The following is a 16899-nucleotide window of genomic DNA, read 5'->3' on the forward strand; positions in this document are numbered from 1 at the left end:
CACATGGCACTGACCGCTGACCAACTCATCGCTTCCCACAAAGCCAACCTCGAAACCCTGTTCGGGCTGACCACCAAGGCCTTCGAAGGCGTCGAGAAGCTGGTCGAACTGAACGTGACCGCCTCCAAGGCTGCGCTGGTCGAAGCCGCCGGCACCACGCAAGCGATTCTCAGCGTCAAGGACGCGCAAGAGCTGCTCGCCCTGCAAGCCGGCCTGTTCCAGCCCCTCGCCGAGAAGACCGCTGCCTACAGCCGTCACCTGTATGACATCGCCCAAGGCACCGGCGCCGAGTTCACCAAGGCTTTCGAAGCGAAGACTGCTGAAGCCCAGCAAGCCTTCGTCGGCCTGGTCGACAGTGCTGCCAAGAACGCCCCCGCCGGTTCGGAAACCGCCGTCGCCGTGATGAAGAGCGCCGTGGCTGCTGCCAACAACGCTTTCGAATCGGTCCAGAAGGCCGTCAAGCAAGCGTCCGACGTCGCCGAAGCCAACTTCCAGGCCGTTTCGACCACGGCCGTGAATGCTGCCAAGAGCACCGCTCAAACCGCTTCCCGCAAGCGCTGATTGTCTCCTTGGGTCCTTCGGGATCCAATTCAGGGCCCTGTTCTCGGACGGGGCTTTTTTTTTGCGCTCTATGATCGCCGGCAACGTTTTTTCAGGAGACATCCCATGCAGATCGACGGCAAGGTTTTCATCGTCACCGGCGGCGCTTCGGGCCTCGGCGAAGGCACCGCACGCATGCTGGCGGCGAACGGCGCCAAGGTGGTCATCGCCGACATGCAGGCCGACAAGGGCGAAGCGGTCGCCAAGGAAATCGGCGGCACTTTCGTCAAGTGCGACGTGAGCCAGGAGGCCGACGGCCAGGCCGTGGTGGCTGCCGCCCAGAAGCTGGGCAAGCTGATGGGGCTGGTCAACTGCGCAGGCATCGCGCCGGCCGAAAAAACCGTCGGCAAGAGCGGTCCGCACGCGCTCGCCGTATTCAGCAAGACCGTCACGGTCAACCTGATCGGCAGCTTCAACATGATCCGGCTGGCGGCCGACGCCATGAGCAAGAACGAGCCCGAGGCCACCGGCGAGCGCGGCGTGCTGATCTCGACCGCCTCGGTCGCGGCCTACGACGGCCAGATCGGCCAGGCCGCCTACAGCGCCTCCAAGGGCGGCGTGGTCGGAATGACGCTGCCGATCGCCCGCGACCTGGCGCGCAACGGCATCCGCAACATGACGATCGCACCCGGCATCTTCGGCACGCCGATGCTGTTCGGGATGCCGAAGGAGGTGCAGGATGCGCTGGCCGCCAGCGTGCCCTTCCCTTCGCGCCTCGGCACGCCCGAGGACTACGCGAAGCTCGCCAAGCACATCATCGAGAACGACATGCTCAACGGCGAGGTGATCCGGCTCGACGGGGCGATTCGGCTGGCGCCGCGCTGACCTTCGAGATCTCGGCCGGCAGCGGAGTCGCGTTGCCGGTGCGCTCCAGCCGCTCGTACTGCGCGATCACCTGGGCACCGAACAGCACCAGCGTGGCGGCGATCTCCAGGCTCAGCAGCACCACGATCGCGGTGGTCAGCGAGCCGTAGACCACGTTCACCTGCGACAGCGTGGCGAAGTAGAGCACCAGCACGCGGCGCGTGATCTCCCACAGCAGCGCCGCAGTCACGCCGCCCAGCAGCGCGTGCCGCAGCCGCAGCCGCCCCACCGGCATCACCAGGTAGAGGGAGGTCAGCATGAAGATCTCGCCGCCCAGCCCGAGCAGGTACAGCAGCACCCCCGACACGCCCGACAGCGACCAGCTGCGGCCGAAAAGCTCGACGCTTTCCTGCCCGATCACCTGCAGCGCGCCGGACACCAGCGTCACCAGCAGCAGCCCGACGCACAGGCACAGGATGTAGATGTAGGGCATCACCGCAGAGATCAGGAAGTGGCGGGAATGGTCGGCCTTGCGGTGGTGGAAGATCACCGCCATGGCACTTTCCAGCACGGTGAAGGCGAGCGAACTGAAGAAGATCATCGTCACCAGCAGCACCGGCCCCAGAACGTCCCGATGGGCCAGGAAGTTCGACAGCTCGGCGACGATGGCCCGCGACTGGCCCGGCAACAGCCACTCCAGATAGCGTCCAACCGCGCTCAGCAGTTCTCCCTGGTCGATGAAATGCGACAGCGCGATCACGCTCACGATCAGGAGCGGCACGATCGACAGCAGCGCGTAGTAGGCGACCGCGCCGGCCAGCAGCAGGCCCTGGTTGGCCCGGAAGGCCTTGAGCGCCTCCCAGGCGAACCGGAGGGGATGGCGCAGCAAGGGCACTGCGTGGCGGACGGTGTGGCGAATCATGCGGATGCGGCGCGGGATTCGAAGCGACCAGTATGCCGCCGGCCCGCGGTGGCATGAGGTCTTGCGTATGATTTGCCGCTCTCCGCCTACATGACCATCCCCGCCTCTTTCATCCAGGAACTGATCGCGCGCGCCGACGTGGTGGAAATCGTCGGCCGCTATGTCCAGTTGAAGAAGGCCGGCGCCAACTTCATGGGCCTGTGCCCGTTCCATGGCGAGAAGTCGCCTTCGTTCTCGGTCAGCCCCACCAAGCAGTTCTATCACTGCTTCGGCTGCGGAGTGCACGGCAACGCCATCGGCTTCCTGATGGAGCACGCCGGCATGGGCTTCGTCGAGGCGGTGCACGACCTGGCCGGCCAGTACGGCCTGCAGGTGCCCGAGGACGACGCCTCGCCCGAGGAGCGCGCCCGCGCTGCCGGCCAGCGCCAGAAGCAGGCCACCCTGTCCGAGGTGCTCGAGAAGGCCGGCGACGCCTACAAGAAGCAGCTGCGCCAGTCGCCCGCGGCCATCGACTACCTCAAGGGTCGCGGCGTCTCGGGCGAGATCGCCCGGCAGTTCGGCATCGGCTACGCCCCCGCGGGCTGGCGCACGCTGGCCGGCGTGTTCCCCGACTACGACGATCCGCTGCTCGCCGAGAGCGGGCTGGTGATCGCCGGCGAACCGGACGACAACGGCGACGGCAAGCGCTACGACCGCTTCCGCGACCGCGTGATGTTCCCGATCCGCAACGTCAAGGGCGAGTGCATCGGCTTCGGCGGGCGAGTGCTCGGCGACGAGAAGCCCAAATACCTCAACTCGCCCGAGACCCCGGTGTTCAGCAAGGGCCGCGAGCTCTACGGCCTCTACGAAGCCCGCGCGGCCTTCCGTGAACGCGGCTACGCGCTCGTGACCGAGGGCTACATGGACGTGGTGGCGCTGGCGCAGCTGGGCTTTCCGAACGCGGTCGCGACGCTGGGCACCGCCTGCACGCCGGAACACGTTCAAAAGCTGTTCCGCTTCACCGAATCGGTCGTGTTCAGCTTCGACGGCGACGCGGCCGGGCGGCGCGCCGCCCGCAAGGCGCTCGACGGCGCCCTGCCCTATGCCAGCGACGTGCGCAGCGTCAAGTTCTTGTTTCTGCCGGCCGAGCACGACCCCGACAGCTTCATCCGCGAGTTCGGCGCCGATGCCTTCGCGCGCTTCGTGAACGAAGCCACGCCGCTGAGCCGCTTCATGCTCGAAGCCGCGCGCGAAGGCTGCGACCTCGGGACGGCCGAGGGGCGCGCCCACATGGCCAGCAATGCGCGGCCGCTCTGGAGCGCGTTGCCGGAAGGCGCGCTCAAGCGCCAGCTGCTCGGGGAGATCGCCGAGATGGTCCAGTTGAGCACCCAGGAGCTGTCTGAACTGTGGACGCCGGCGGCTGCCGCACGCGCCCCGGCCTCCTCGCCTCGCGAGCGGGGCGAAAGCGAGGGCTATGGCCGGCCGCGGGAGGGCCGCCGCGCTTCCGCCCCCCGGCGGCCCTCCCGCGGCCGCACGCTGCCGCCCGGCCGGGCGGATGTGGCCGCGCGGCTGCTGCTGTCGAACATGGCCGAATGGGAGGGGCTTTCCCATGAGCTGCACGGCCTGCTGTGCGACCTGCCGGGCGAGCACGGGCAGCTCTTCGCCTGGCTCGACAGCCAGTTGCACGAGCACGGCGTGCAGCCCTGGGCCGCGCTGCGCGAAGGCATGCGGGGCACGGCCTTCGAGGCCTTGGCCGAGCGCGTCATGACCAGCCCCGACGGCGGGCCCGTCGGCGAGGCGGAGGGCGAACAGGCGGCCGATGCCGCCCGGGAACTGCGCAACGTGCTCGACTTCATGCTGGACGACCTGCTCAAGGCTCAGCAAAGCGAGGCCATTGGCGCCGTAGGGAGCGATCCGCGTGCCCTGCAGCGGTACAAGGCGTTGGAGGCGCGCCGCCTGGAACTGCGCGCACGGCTCCAGGCCGGATCGAACCTTGCTTGAAAAATGCGCAACGCGCTATAATTTAAGGCTTCGCTATACGCGAAACGGCAAGAGCGACAGCAGCACCTCCGGGCCGACCCTCCAGCGCAACGCACTTCCCCACGGGAAAAAGGGTCAATACACCGCAAGGACTGCACACCAAATGTTCGCCCGACATCTTGCCTTTTTGAAGCGTGCTTGAGGATTTGCCTCCTCTTCGCCCCATTGTTTGTGCTCCCGCCCGCGCCGGCTTGTTGGCGCCTGTGATTCCGCTTGTTCATTCTTGTTGTACCGAGGTTGTATGCCCAGTTCAAAGAAGCCTGCCGTGTCCGCCGCCAAGAAGCCCATTGCAGAAAAACCGTTGAAAGCGGCCGCCCTGGCGGCAACTAAGTCAGGTGCCGCCGCGTCCAAGGCGACAGCCGCAACGAAAGTGAAAACCGTGCCCACGAAATCGACCCCCATCGCCGAAGCCCCGAAACCCGCCGCCAAGAAGGTCGGTCGTCCTCCCAAGGCCGCCGGCGCGCCCGCCGCTGCAGGCGGCGCCAAGCGCGGCCGCAAGCCCAAGGCCGGCAACGAGGCGCCGGCGAGCGACGTCGACCTGTCCGACATCGAAGACGAGTTGATCGGCGACGAACCGGCGGCGACGACCGAAGAAAAGGTCAAGCCGCTGCGCATGAAGATCAGCAAGGCGAAGGAACGCGCCTTGATGAAGGAGTTCGGCCTCGACGAGACCGTGCTCTCCGAGGAAGACCTGGCCAAGCGCCGCTCGCGCCTGAAAACCCTGATCACGCTGGGCAAGACGCGCGGCTACCTGACGCACGGCGAAATCTCCGACCACCTGCCCGACAAGCTGGTCGACGCCGAGACCATGGAAGTCGTGGTCACCATGCTCAACGACATGGGCGTGGCCGTCTACGAGCAGACGCCGGACGCCGAAACCCTGCTGCTGAACAACACCGCGCCGACGGCGACCACGGTCGAGGAAGCCGAGGAAGAAGCCGAAGCGGCCCTCTCGACCGTCGACAGCGAATTCGGCCGCACCACCGACCCCGTGCGCATGTACATGCGCGAGATGGGCACGGTCGAGCTGCTGACGCGCGAAGGCGAAATCGAGATCGCCAAGCGCATCGAGGGCGGCCTGATGGCCATGATGGAAGCCATTTCGGCTTCGCCCGCGACCATCGCCGAGATCCTGCGCCTGGGCCAGGAGATCCGTGACGGCAAGGTCGTCATCTCGACCATCGTCGACGGCTTCTCGAACCCGAACGAGGCCGACGACTACGTGGCCGAAGAAGACTTCGACGAGTTCGACGAGGAAGACGACGACGACGGCAAGGGCGGCTCCAAGGCGCTGACCAAGAAGCTCGAGGAACTCAAGCGCGACGCGCTGGAGCGCTTCGATCGCATCGCCGCGCTGTTCGAGAAGGTCCACAAGATCTACGACAAGGAAGGCTACGGCACGCCGGCCTACCAGAAGGCGCAGCATTCGCTGTCCGAAGAGCTGATGACCATCCGCTTCACGGCCCGCACGATCGAGAAGCTGTGCGACCTGGTGCGCACGCAGGTCGACGACGTCCGCAAGAAGGAGCGCGAGCTGCGCCGCATCATCGTGGACAAGTGCGGCTTCCCGCAGGAAGAGTTCATCCGCGACTTCAGCGGCTACGACAAGAACGGCAACCGCGTGGCCTCCAACCTGCTCAACCTCAAGTGGGTCGAGAAGCAGGCGGCCGCCGGCAAGCCCTGGAGCACGGTGCTGGCACGCAACATCCCGCCGGTGCAGGAGCTGCAGCAGAAGCTGGCCGACATCCAGTCGCGCGTGGTGGTGCCACTGGCCGAGCTCAAGGACATCAACAAGCGCATGAACGAAGGCGAATCGTCCTCGCGCGATGCCAAGAAGGAAATGATCGAGGCCAACCTGCGCCTCGTGATCTCGATCGCCAAGAAGTACACCAACCGCGGCCTGCAGTTCCTCGACCTGATCCAGGAAGGCAACATCGGCCTGATGAAGGCGGTCGACAAGTTCGAATACCGCCGCGGCTACAAGTTCTCGACCTACGCGACCTGGTGGATCCGCCAGGCGATCACGCGCTCGATCGCCGACCAGGCGCGCACCATCCGCATCCCGGTGCACATGATCGAGACCATCAACAAGATGAACCGCATCAGCCGCCAGCACCTGCAGGAGTTCGGCTTCGAGCCCGACGCCGGCATCCTGGCCGCGAAGATGGAGATCCCGGAAGACAAGATCCGCAAGATCATGAAGATCGCCAAGGAGCCGATCTCGATGGAAACCCCCATCGGCGACGACGACGATTCGCACCTGGGCGACTTCATCGAGGACAGCAGCAACACGGCGCCCATCGAGGCCGCGATGCAGGCCGGCCTGCGCGACGTGGTCAAGGACATCCTCGACAGCCTGACGCCGCGCGAAGCCAAGGTGCTGCGCATGCGCTTCGGCATCGAGATGTCGACCGACCACACGCTGGAAGAAGTCGGCAAGCAGTTCGACGTGACGCGCGAGCGCATCCGCCAGATCGAAGCCAAGGCGCTGCGCAAGCTGAAGCATCCGAGCCGTTCCGACAAGCTGCGCAGCTTTATTGATACGCTCTGATCCTTCAGCGGATCTTCGAGCCCGAACGCCCGCTTTGCCTTCACCGGCGGCGGGCGTTTTCTATTCCCGCGCACAACAAGCAAGAACGGAGACCTCTCGCATGAACCCCGACGCAGACAAACTCTGGCACGCCCCGCGCTGGGCGCTCGCCGTGCTGCTGGCGGTGCTGGGCATGCTCGGTCCGTTCTCGATCGACACCTATATCCCGGCCTTCTCGGGCATCGCCAGCAGCATCGGCGCGACGCCGGCCCAGATGCAGCAGACGCTGTCGGCCTACCTGTTCGGCTTCGCCTTCATGAACCTGTTCCACGGCGCGCTGTCGGACAGCTTCGGCCGCCGGCCCGTGGTGCTGTGGGGCCTGGCCGTGTTCACCATCGCCTCGCTGGGCTGCGCGCTCGCGCAGACCATCGGCCAGCTGGTGTTCTTCCGCGCGCTGCAGGGCCTGTCGACCGGCGCCGGCATCGTGGTCTCGCGCGCCGTGATCCGCGACATGTTCCCGCCGGCCGAAGCGCAGCGGGTGATGAGCCAGGTCACGATCTATTTCGGCATCGCGCCCGCGATCGCGCCGATCGTGGGCGGCTTCCTGTTCGTGCACCTGGGCTGGCACAGCGTGTTCTGGTTCCTGGTGGCGGTGGGCGTGGTGCTGTTCGCCGCCAATTGGAAGCTGCTGCCCGAAACGCTGCACCAGAGCCAGCGCCAACCCTTCGAGGTGCGGCACCTGATGCGCGGCTACTGGGACCTGTGCTCCGATCCGCGCTTCCTGCTGCTGGCGCTCGCGAGCGGCGTGCCTTTCAACGGCATGTTCCTCTACGTGCTGGCCGCGCCCGCCTTTCTCGGCGACCACCTGGCGCTCGCGCCCACCCAGTTCTTCTGGTTCTTCCTGCTGACCATCGGCGGCATCATGGCCGGCGCCTGGGCCAGCGGCCGCATGGCAGGCAAGGTCGCGCCCAAGCGGCAGATCCGCGACGGCTTCGTGATCATGCTGGCGACCTCGCTGCTCAACGTGGTGGCCAATGCCTTGTTCGCGCCGCACCCGGCCTGGGCGCTGTGGCCCATCGCGGTGTTCGCCTTCGGCTGGGCGCTGATGGTGCCGGTGGTGACGCTGCTGGTGCTCGACCTGCATCCCGAGCGCCGCGGCATGGCCTCCTCGCTGCAGGCGGTGATCGGCTCGACCGCCAATGGCATCGTGGCCGGCGTGATTGCGCCGCTGGTGATGCATTCGACGCTGGCGCTGGCGTTGACCTCGCTCCTCATGATGAGCGTGGGCCTGGTTGCCTGGGTCTGGCTGCACGGGCGCTGGCCCGAGATCGGGCGCAGGGTCGCCGGCGAGGTGGCCTGACGACGATGCGCTGGGACGATCTGCGGACTTTCGCGCGCGCCTGGCTGCCGGCGCGCACCAACGTCAACGCACGCGAAAGGCTGCGCGCCGTCGCCGGCGCGGGGCTGGGGCTTCTGCTCACGGCGCTGCTCTCCCAGATGACAGGCTCTTCCATTGACAGCCGCTGGCTGGTCGCCCCGCTGGGCGCCAGCGCAGTGCTGGTGTTCGCGCTGCCGGCCAGTCCGCTGGCCCAACCCTGGTCCGTGATCGCCGGCAACACGTTCTCGGCGCTCGTCGGCGTGGCCTGCGCACGCTGGATGCCGGACCCGGTGTGGGCCAGCGCACTCGCGCCCTCGCTGGCCATCGCGCTGATGTTCGCGATGCGCTGCCTGCACCCGCCCGGCGGCGCGGTGGCGCTGTTCGCCGTGCTGAGCCACACGACGCATTTCCCTTTCTCGCTCTATCCGGTGCTGGCCAACTCCGTGCTGCTGGTGCTCGCCGGCGTGCTCTACAACAGCCTGACCGGCCGGCGCTACCCGCATGTGCAGCTCGCGCCGCGCGAACCCAAGGCCGATGCGCGCTTCAGCTCGGCCGACATCGATGCGGTGCTCGCGCGCTACAACCAGGTGCTCGACATCAGCCGCGACGACCTCGAATCGCTGATCCGGCAGACCGAGCTCGAGTCGTACAAGCGCCGCCTCGGCACCGTGCGCTGCGCCGACATCATGTCGCGCGACCCGGTGATCGCCGAGTTCGGCACGCCGCTGCAGGAGGCATGGTCCTTGATGCAGCAGCGGCGCATCAAGGCGCTGCCGGTGATCGACCGCACGCGCCGCGTGGTCGGCATCATGACGCAGGCCGACTTCTTCCGCCACATCGACCTGGAGCATCACGAGGGGCTGGGCGGACGGCTGCGCGATTTCGTCCGCGCGACGCGAACCGTGATGTCGAGCAAGCCCGAGGTGGTCGGCCAGATCATGACGCGGCAGGTGCGCGTGGCGAGCGAGGAGCGGCCGATGGTCGAACTGGTGCCGCTCTTCTCCGAGGGCGGCCACCACCATATCCCGATCATTGATGGTGAAAGGCGGCTCACCGGCATGATCACGCAGTCCGATTTCGTGCGCGCGCTGTACCGCGCCGTCGGCCCGGAAAGCTGAGCCGGCTACTCCAGCGTCACGTTGGCCTTCTTCACGAGCGCAGCGTACCTGGCGGCCTCGCTGCGGAAGTACTTCGCGGCCTCTTCCGGCGTGCTCGGCTTGATGATGTTGCCCTGCTTGGCCATCGCCTCCTGCACCTCGGCGCTGGAGAATGCGGCCACCACCGCATCGTGCGCGCGCTTCACTTCCGCCGCCGGCAGCTTGGCCGGTCCGATCAGCGCGAACCAGCCTTCGACGCTGTAGTTGGGCAGCCCCTGCTCGGCAATCGTCGGGATGTCGGGCGCGGCCGGCGAGCGCGCGGGCCCGCACAGGCCGATCGCGCGCAAGGCGCCGCTCTTGATGTGCTGCTGCACCGCCGGCAGCGCGACCACGCCGATCTCGACCTGGCCCGCGATCATGTCGGTCACCATCGGGCCGGTGCCCTTGTAGGGGATGTGACGCGCCTTGACGCCGGCCTCGTCCATGAACATCTCGCCGGCCAGGTGAATGATGGTGCCGTTGCCCGAGGACGCGTAGTTGTAGCCGTCGGGCTTGGCCTTGAGCAGCGCGACCAGTTCCCTCACGTTCTTCGCCGGCACCTTCGGGTTCACCAGCAGCACCAGCGGCGTCGCGCCGACCACGCTGATGGGCGTGATGTCGTTGATGGCGTCGAAGGGCATCTTCTTGTAGACGCTCGGGTTGATCACGTGGTTGTTCGACACCATGCCGAGCGTCTGGCCATCGGGCGCGGCCTTGACGACGACCGAGGCGCCGGTGATGCCGCCGGCGCCCGGCAGGTTCTCGATCACCACCGGCTGGCCGAAGGCCTTGCCGAGCGCCGGTGCGGCGGCGCGCGCAATGGTGTCCACGCCCGAGCCGGCGCTGATCGGCAGGATGATGCGCACCGGCTTGTCGGCGCCTTGGGCGAATGCGGGAAGCGCCGCGGCCGCCAGCGCGGAAGCGCCAAGGCCGAGCACCGTGCGGCGCGAAGGGGTGGGGTTCATCTTTTGTCTCCTTGGTCTCGAAAACTTATGTCAGGCAGCTTCGCGTGCCGCCAGTTGCGACAGCACCTCCTCAGTGTGCTCGCCCACGCGCGCCAGCGCTTGCCGCACGCCGGGGCGCCGGCCGCCCATCAGGAGCGGCAGCAACACCACCTCGGTCATGCCGCCATCGTCGCACTCCATCGGCACCAGGCCGCCGCTGGCCTTGAGGTGCGGATCGTCCATCAGCTGGTCGGGCCGCACGATCGGCGCGTAGGGAATGCCGGCTTCCTCGAGCTTGGGCGCCAGTTCCTCGACGCGATGCCGCGCGAGGATCTCGCCCAGCCGCTTCAGGAGCGCCGGCCGCACCGCGACGCGCAACGCGTTGTTGGCCAGTGCCGGATCTTGCGCCAGTTCAGGCGCATCGATCACGCGGCACAAGGTCAGGAACTGCTTGTCGCTCACCGCGCCGATGAAGAGCTGTTCGCCTTCGGCCAGCGTGAAGACGTCATAGACGCTCCAGGCCGACACGCGCGAGGGCATCGGCGGCGGCGGCTCGCCGGTCATCGCGAACTGCTGCATGTGCTGCGAGGAGAGGAACACGCAGTTCTCGAACAGGGCGCTCTGCACCTCCTGCCCCCTGCCGGTGCGCTCGCGCTCGCGCAGCGCGGCCAGCACGCCGATCGCGCCGAACATCCCGCCCATGATGTCGTTGACCGAGGTGCCGGCGCGCAGCGGCCGGCCTTCGGGGCCGGTCATGTAGGAGAGTCCGCCCATCATCTGCACCACCTCGTCGAGCGCCAGGCGGTTCTCGTAAGGCCCGGGCAGGAAGCCCTTGTGCGTGACGTAGATCAGGCGCGGGCATTTCGCCGAGAGCGTCTGGTAGTCCAGGCCGAGCTTGCTCATCAGCCCCGGGCGGAAGTTCTCCAGCACCACGTCGCATTGGCCGATCAGCTCGGTTGCGGTCGCCCGGCCTTCTTCCGTCGTGATGTCGAGCACCACGCTCTTCTTGTTGCGATTGAAGGAGCGGAAGAAGCCGATGCCCAGACCCGGCAGCTTGCGCGTCTTGTCGCCGCCGGGTGGCTCGATCTTGATCACCTCGGCGCCGAGGTCGGCCAGGATCATGCCGCAGGTCGGGCCCATCACCATGTGCGTGAACTCGACGACGCGGACGCCGGCGAGCGGGAGCTTGTTGTCTTCAGCGTTCATGAGGGGCTTTCGGTCAGGCGAGCGCGGTTTCGGTGGCAAAGGTCTTGGGCAGGCCGGCGCGCCAGAGCGTGCCGTGCAGCGTCTCGCCGCCGAGCCACTCGGCCACGCGCTGGCGCAGCGCGAGCAGCTCGTCGATGTCGACCCCGGTGGCGATGCCCATGCTGCCCAGCATGTAGGCCAGGTCCTCGGTCGAAACATTGCCGCTGGCGCCCGGCGCATGCGGGCAGCCGCCGATGCCGGCCAGGCAGGCATCGAAGCGCGCGACGCCGACTTCGAGCGCCGCATAGACGTTGGCCAGGCCCAGGCCGCGCGTGTCGTGGAAGTGGCCGCACCAGAAGCGATCGCCCGCGATCTTCAAGGCCTCCTCGAACAGCTCGCGCACCATGGCCGGATCGGCATAGCCGACCGTGTCGGCCAGGCTCACGCGGTCGGCCCCGGCATCGAGCAGGGCCTGCATGAGGCGCAGCACCTCGCGCTTCTCGACCAGGCCCTGGATCGTGCAGCCGAAGGCCGTGCCTACGCCGCCTTCGATCAGCGTCTTCGAGCCGGCCGCGTCGCGCGCCGCGCGGATGCGGGCGACTTCCGCCACCACTTCGTCGGGCGTCTTGCGCAGGTTGGCAAGGCTGTGGGCATGGCTGGCCGACAGCGGCACGATCATCAGGTCGGCCTGGCCGGCAATGGCGCCCTCGGCGCCGCGCAGGTTGGGCACCAGCACCGAGACGAAGAGGCCCGGCAGCGTCTTCGCGAACGCGAGCAGTTCGGCCGTGTCGGCCAGTTGCGGCAGGAGCCTCGCCGGCACGAAGGAGCCGACCTCGATCTCGCGCTGGCCGGCGGCATGCGCCGCGCGGATCCATTCGCGCTTGTGCTCGGTGGGCAGGATGGTCGCGATGCTCTGCAGGCCGTCGCGCAGGCCGACTTCGCGAATGACGGCGGCGCGCGGCAGCCGCGGGTTGGGCATTGGCATGAGTTCTTGTCTCCAGGCGCATCGGCACGGGCGCCGATGTGATGCGTGGACTTTAGACATTCCGTATTGCTTGCAAAAGCGGTAATCTGGAACGCCCAACATTCCGAACTGGAACTTCATGCGCGACCTGGACCTCACCAGCCTGCGCCTCTTCGTCGCGGTCTGCGAAACCCGCAACATCGCCCGCGCCGGCGAGCAGCAGCACATCGTGGCCTCGGCGATCAGCAAGCGCCTGGCGCAGCTCGAGGACGTCGTGGGCGAGACGCTCTTCGAGCGCCGCCGCCGCGGCGTGACGCCGACCGCCGCCGGCGAGATCCTGCTGGAACACGCGCGTGCCATGCTCGCGAGCGCCGACCGGGTGGCGCGCGACATGGCCGACCATGGCCGCGGCGTGAAGGGACAGGTGCGCCTGCTGGCCAGCATGTCCTCGATCGCCGAGTTCCTGCCCGACGACATCGCGGACTTCCTCCAGACGCCGGCGCACCACGACATCCGCGTCGACATCGAAGAAGCCTTGAGCCGCGACTTGGTGCGCGCGTTGCGCGAAGGCTCGGCGCCGGTGGGCGTGTGCTGGGATGCGGCGGATCTCGAAGGGCTGCAGGCCTGGCCCTACCGGCGCGACCGGCTGGCCATCGTTGCGCATCCTTCGCACGCCATCGCGCGCCGGCGGCGCTGCAGCTTCGAAGAGACGCTGGCGTTCGATCACGTGGGCCTGCCCGCCTCCACCGCGGTCCACACCATGCTGGCGCGGGCGGCCGCGATCATCGGCCGGCCGCTCAGCTACCGCGCGGCGGTGTCGACCTTCGACGCGGCGCTGCGCTGCGTGCGCGCGAACCTCGGCATCGCCGTGGTGCCGCGCGAGGTGATCGATCCGCTCGCGGCCAGCTTCGGCCTGCGCGTGGTGCCGCTCTCCGACGCCTGGGCCGAGCGCCGCTTCGCGATCTGCTTTCGCAGCGAGGCCAACCTGTCGCCCGCCGCCAAGCTGCTGGTTGCGCATCTGCGCGACCGCGCCGCGGCGTCTGCGCTCAACGCTTCTTCCTGAGCATCGCGCCCGCGGCCGGCGGCCAGTAGCGCGCGTCGGCAAAGCGCGCCGCCAGAAAGTCGAGCATCGCGCGCAGCGCGGCCGGCATCTGGCGGCGTGAGCTGTAGACGCCGTAGACCCCCATCGTCTGGGGCCGCCAGTCGGGCAGGAGCGCGACCAGCCGGCCGCTTGCGATCAGCGGCGCGGCCGAGTACTCCGGCTGCATCGCGATGCCCGCGCCTTCGAGCACCGCCGTCAGCAGCACCGACGATTCGTTGGCGCTGAGATTGCCGCCCACCGGCACCGCGATCTGCCGGCCCTTGTGCTCGAACTGCCACAGGCTCTTGCCGAAGTACGAATAGGTCAGGCAGTTGTGAAGGGCAAGCTCCTGCGGCGCGCGCGGCGTGCCGTGCTCGGCAAGGTAGGCCGGCGTCGCGCACACCACCGAGCCGCAGCTTCCCAGCGGCCGCGCGATCAGGTTGGGATCGAGGTCGTTCGTGATGCGGATCGCGAGGTCGATGCGCTCTTCCACCAGGTTGACGGTGCGGTCGCTGATGTGCAGGTCGATGGCGGTTTGCGGATGGCGGCGCAGGAAGTCCGCCACGGCCGCGGCCAGCACGTCCTGCGCGATCGACTGGGCGCAGGTCAGGCGCAGCAGGCCTTGCGGCACATCGGCCTGCGCATCCACGGCAACCTGCATCTGCTCGGCGACCTCGAGCATCTGCCGGCAACGCGACAGGGTCTGCTCGCCTGCGGAAGTGAGGCTGATCCGCCGCGTCGTGCGATGCAGAAGGCGCGCGCCAGCCCATGTTTCCATGTGCGCGAGGTAGCGCGTGACCATGGCGCGCGACATGTCGAGCGCCTCGGCCGTGGCCGTCATGCTGGCGCGCTCGGCGACGTTCACGAACACTTTGGCGGCGGTGATGCGGTCCATGATTTGATCGATTCAAGCAACAAACATTTGCATCGTATGCGGTTTTTTGATCGGATTAGGAAACATAAGATTCCGTCCATTCCCACCCATCAGGCGCCACATGATTCGCAGAACCCTCCTCGCCGCAGGCATGGCCTCGCTCGCAGCCGTTCACACCCTGCCGGCCTCGGCCGCCGAAGCTGCATTGCAGCTCGAGGTCTACAACCCGGGCGACAAGGCCATCTTCCCGGTGTCCTCGGAAATCGTGAGCGGCCGCAACGAGGCCGTGCTGATCGACGCGCAGTTCCAGCGCAACGACGCCGAAGCCCTGGTGCAGAAGATCAAGGCCGGCGGCAAGAAGCTCAGCACCGTCTACATCAGCCACAGCGACCCCGACTTCTACTTCGGCCTGGACGTGATCAAGGCCGCCTTTCCCGACGCGAAGATCGTGGCCACGCCGCAAACGGTGGCGGCGATCAAGGCCTCGATGGACGGCAAGCTCGCGTACTGGACGCCGATCCTCAAGGACAACGCGCCCAAGGCGCTGGTGCTGCCCGAGCCGCTGGAAAGCGACACCATCCTGCTCGAAGGCCGCAAGCTCGAAGTGAAGGGCCTCCAGGGCCCGAGCCCGGCGCGCAGCTACGTCTGGATTCCTTCGCAGAAGACCGTGGCCGGCGGCGTGCCCGTGTTCCACAACACCCATGTGTGGGTGGCCGACACGCAGACGCCGGCCTCGCGCGAGGCTTGGCGCAAGACGCTCGACAGCATTGCAGCGCTCAAGCCCGTGACCGTGGTGCCGGGCCACTACCTGGGCGATGCGCCGAAGGGGCTGCAGGCCGTGAAGTTCACCGCCGGCTACCTGGAGACCTTCGAGCGCGAAGCCGCGAAGGCCAAGGATTCGGCAGAGCTCATCGCCGCCATGAAGAAGCACTACCCCGGCCTGGGTCAGCAGTCGTCGCTCGAGCTGAGCGCCAAGGTCATCAAGGGCGAGATGAAGTGGCCGGCGCAATGAGCCGCCGGGCCGTTCCCAAGGCGAATACCGTAGCGCGCAGCGCGGAGGTTGTTCAATGAGCGACAGCCCCATCCTGCACTACCTGTTCGACCCGCTGTGCGGCTGGTGCTACGCGGCCGCGCCGCTGGTCCAGGCGGCACGCACGGTGCCGGGCCTCGCGATCGCGCTGCACGGCGGCGGCATGATGACCGGCGCCAACCGCCGGCCGATCACGCCCCAGTGGCGCGACTACGTGATGCCGCACGACCGGCGCATCGCGCAACTCACGGGCCAGCCCTTCGGCGAGGCCTACTTCGAAGGGCTGCTGCGCGACACCACGGCGGTGATGGATTCCGAACCGCCGACCACAGCCATCCTCGCGGCCGAAGCGCTCGGCGGCCGCGGGCTCGATCTGCTCCAGCGCCTGCAGCGTGCCCACTACGTCGAGGGGCGCCGCATCGCCGACACGGCGGTGCTGCATGAACTCGCGATCGACATCGAGCTCGACGGCGACGCGTTTGCGGCCCTGTTCGCACAACAGGCGGGCGAAGGCACCCGGCAACACATCGCCGACAGCCGTGCGCTGCTGGCACGCGTCGCCGGCGGCGGCTTTCCGACCTTCGCGCTGGCGCGCGGCGACGGCCGCCTCGAACGCATCGACGCCAGCGCGTGGCTGGGCCGGCCCGAGGCCTGGCGAGAGCAGCTGGCGCAGATGACGCAGCAAGCAGCCTGAGCCCTCGACTTTTTCCGTTTTCGTTCAACCAGGAGTCATTTCATGAGCAACATCGCCATCCTCGGCATCACGGGCCGCGCCGGCTCGCGCATCGCTACCGAACTGCTGCAACGCGACCACACCGTCACCGGCATCGCGCGCAACACCGCGAAGGCCGAAGCCAAAGCGGGCCTCAGCCTCCAGCAGGCCGACGCCACGCAGCTCGACGCGCTAGTGCCGCTGCTGCGCGGCCACGACGCCGTGATCAGCTCAACCCACTTTGCGGGCGGCATCGATGCAGCAAGCGCCATCGCTGCCGCGAAGAAGGCCGGCGTGCCGCGCCTGCTGGTGGTCGGCGGCGCCGGCAGCCTCGAAGTAGCGCCCGGCAAGGCGCTGGTGGACACGCCCGAATTTCCCGCCATCTACAAGACGGAAGCGCTGGCGGGCCGTGCGTTTCTCGAGGCACTGCGCGCCGAAAAGGAGCTGGACTGGACCTTCATCTCGCCCTCCGCGTTCTTCGAGCCCGGCGAGCGCACCGGCAGCTACCGCCTCGGCGGCAACCAGTTGCTGGCCGACGCCAACGGCAAGAGCTGGATCTCGATGGAGGACTACGCGATCGCGATGGCCGACGAGATCGAAAATCCGGAGCATCCGCGTCAGCGGTTCACCGTGGGGTATTGACTAACCCCCAGGCTTGCTCGCTTCGCGTAGCCGCCAACCCCCTTCCAGGGGGCGCCGCCTGCGGCCCGGCGAAGCCGG

General features: G+C 67.8%; 16 protein-coding genes. 10 read left to right on the plus strand and 6 right to left on the minus strand.

The window, feature by feature from the left end:
* Positions 1-3 precede the first annotated feature (3 nt).
* Entirely contained in the window at positions 4-561 is a 558-nt protein-coding gene (locus tag ACSQ9A_RS18565; protein ID WP_436304698.1) for a phasin family protein, read from the plus strand.
* A gap of 105 nt (positions 562-666) precedes the next feature.
* A complete protein-coding gene (locus ACSQ9A_RS18570) occupies positions 667-1425 on the plus strand; it encodes a 3-hydroxyacyl-CoA dehydrogenase (RefSeq protein ID WP_436304699.1) in 759 nt (252 codons plus the stop codon).
* Here ACSQ9A_RS18570 and ACSQ9A_RS18575 read toward each other — a convergent pair.
* Entirely contained in the window at positions 1373-2326 is a 954-nt protein-coding gene (locus ACSQ9A_RS18575) for a YihY/virulence factor BrkB family protein (RefSeq protein WP_093109880.1), read from the minus strand. The two genes, ACSQ9A_RS18570 and ACSQ9A_RS18575, sit on opposite strands and share 53 nt — an antisense overlap.
* 90 nt (positions 2327-2416) lie before the next feature.
* Here ACSQ9A_RS18575 and dnaG point away from each other — a divergent pair, with 90 nt between their 5' ends.
* A complete protein-coding gene (gene dnaG, locus ACSQ9A_RS18580) occupies positions 2417-4306 on the plus strand; it encodes a DNA primase (RefSeq protein WP_436304700.1) in 1890 nt (629 codons plus the stop codon).
* 114 nt (positions 4307-4420) lie between these two features.
* Here the strand turns inward: dnaG and ACSQ9A_RS18585 are convergent, their stop codons facing one another.
* Positions 4421-4747: a hypothetical protein gene (locus ACSQ9A_RS18585; protein WP_436306384.1), complete on the minus strand. Its 327-nt coding sequence runs from the start codon at positions 4745-4747 to the stop codon at positions 4421-4423.
* Here ACSQ9A_RS18585 and rpoD point away from each other — a divergent pair.
* The 3 genes from rpoD to ACSQ9A_RS18600 all read left to right on the plus strand — a co-directional run bounded on the left by rpoD (position 4662) and on the right by ACSQ9A_RS18600 (position 9371).
* Positions 4662-6896, plus strand: a complete 2235-nt coding sequence (gene rpoD, locus ACSQ9A_RS18590; RefSeq protein ID WP_436306323.1) for an RNA polymerase sigma factor RpoD — start codon at positions 4662-4664, stop codon at positions 6894-6896. The genes ACSQ9A_RS18585 and rpoD overlap by 86 nt on opposite strands.
* Positions 6897-6996: 100 nt before the next feature.
* A complete protein-coding gene (locus tag ACSQ9A_RS18595; protein WP_436304701.1) occupies positions 6997-8235 on the plus strand; it encodes a multidrug effflux MFS transporter in 1239 nt (412 codons plus the stop codon).
* A gap of 5 nt (positions 8236-8240) precedes the next feature.
* The gene (locus ACSQ9A_RS18600; protein ID WP_436304702.1) at positions 8241-9371 is read left to right on the plus strand and encodes an HPP family protein; all 1131 of its coding nucleotides are present in this window, start codon (positions 8241-8243) and stop codon (positions 9369-9371) included.
* Between the two features lie 5 nt (positions 9372-9376).
* Here ACSQ9A_RS18600 and ACSQ9A_RS18605 read toward each other — a convergent pair whose 3' ends face one another.
* The 3 genes from ACSQ9A_RS18605 to ACSQ9A_RS18615 are packed head-to-tail and all read right to left on the minus strand — an operon-like array spanning position 9377 to position 12503.
* A complete protein-coding gene (locus ACSQ9A_RS18605) occupies positions 9377-10354 on the minus strand; it encodes a tripartite tricarboxylate transporter substrate binding protein (RefSeq protein ID WP_436304703.1) in 978 nt (325 codons plus the stop codon).
* A 30-nt stretch (positions 10355-10384) separates the two neighbouring features.
* Positions 10385-11539 (minus strand): CaiB/BaiF CoA transferase family protein, encoded by a 1155-nt coding sequence (locus ACSQ9A_RS18610; RefSeq protein WP_093109885.1) that lies wholly within the window; start codon positions 11537-11539, stop codon positions 10385-10387.
* A gap of 13 nt (positions 11540-11552) precedes the next feature.
* Positions 11553-12503: a hydroxymethylglutaryl-CoA lyase gene (locus ACSQ9A_RS18615; RefSeq protein ID WP_093109886.1), complete on the minus strand. Its 951-nt coding sequence runs from the start codon at positions 12501-12503 to the stop codon at positions 11553-11555.
* Positions 12504-12621: 118 nt separating this feature from the next.
* Between ACSQ9A_RS18615 and ACSQ9A_RS18620 the strand changes: the two genes are divergently transcribed.
* A complete protein-coding gene (locus ACSQ9A_RS18620) occupies positions 12622-13545 on the plus strand; it encodes a LysR family transcriptional regulator (RefSeq protein ID WP_436304704.1) in 924 nt (307 codons plus the stop codon).
* Here the strand turns inward: ACSQ9A_RS18620 and ACSQ9A_RS18625 are convergent.
* Positions 13529-14458, minus strand: coding sequence for a LysR family transcriptional regulator (locus tag ACSQ9A_RS18625; protein WP_436304705.1), 930 nt, complete (start codon positions 14456-14458; stop codon positions 13529-13531). The two genes, ACSQ9A_RS18620 and ACSQ9A_RS18625, sit on opposite strands and share 17 nt — an antisense overlap.
* A 100-nt stretch (positions 14459-14558) precedes the next feature.
* On the opposite strand from ACSQ9A_RS18625, the gene ACSQ9A_RS18630 reads away from it, so the two are divergent.
* The 3 genes from ACSQ9A_RS18630 to ACSQ9A_RS18640 are packed head-to-tail and all read left to right on the plus strand — an operon-like array spanning position 14559 to position 16821.
* Positions 14559-15449, plus strand: coding sequence for an MBL fold metallo-hydrolase (locus ACSQ9A_RS18630; protein WP_436304706.1), 891 nt, complete (start codon positions 14559-14561; stop codon positions 15447-15449).
* A gap of 55 nt (positions 15450-15504) precedes the next feature.
* Positions 15505-16161, plus strand: a complete 657-nt coding sequence (locus tag ACSQ9A_RS18635) for a DsbA family protein (RefSeq protein WP_436304707.1) — start codon at positions 15505-15507, stop codon at positions 16159-16161.
* Between the two features lie 42 nt (positions 16162-16203).
* The gene (locus ACSQ9A_RS18640; protein WP_436304708.1) at positions 16204-16821 is read left to right on the plus strand and encodes an NAD(P)-dependent oxidoreductase; all 618 of its coding nucleotides are present in this window, start codon (positions 16204-16206) and stop codon (positions 16819-16821) included.
* Positions 16822-16899 lie beyond the last annotated feature (78 nt).

This window comes from Variovorax sp. LjRoot290 (assembly GCF_964253985.1).
Lineage (GTDB): Bacteria > Pseudomonadota > Gammaproteobacteria > Burkholderiales > Burkholderiaceae_C > Variovorax.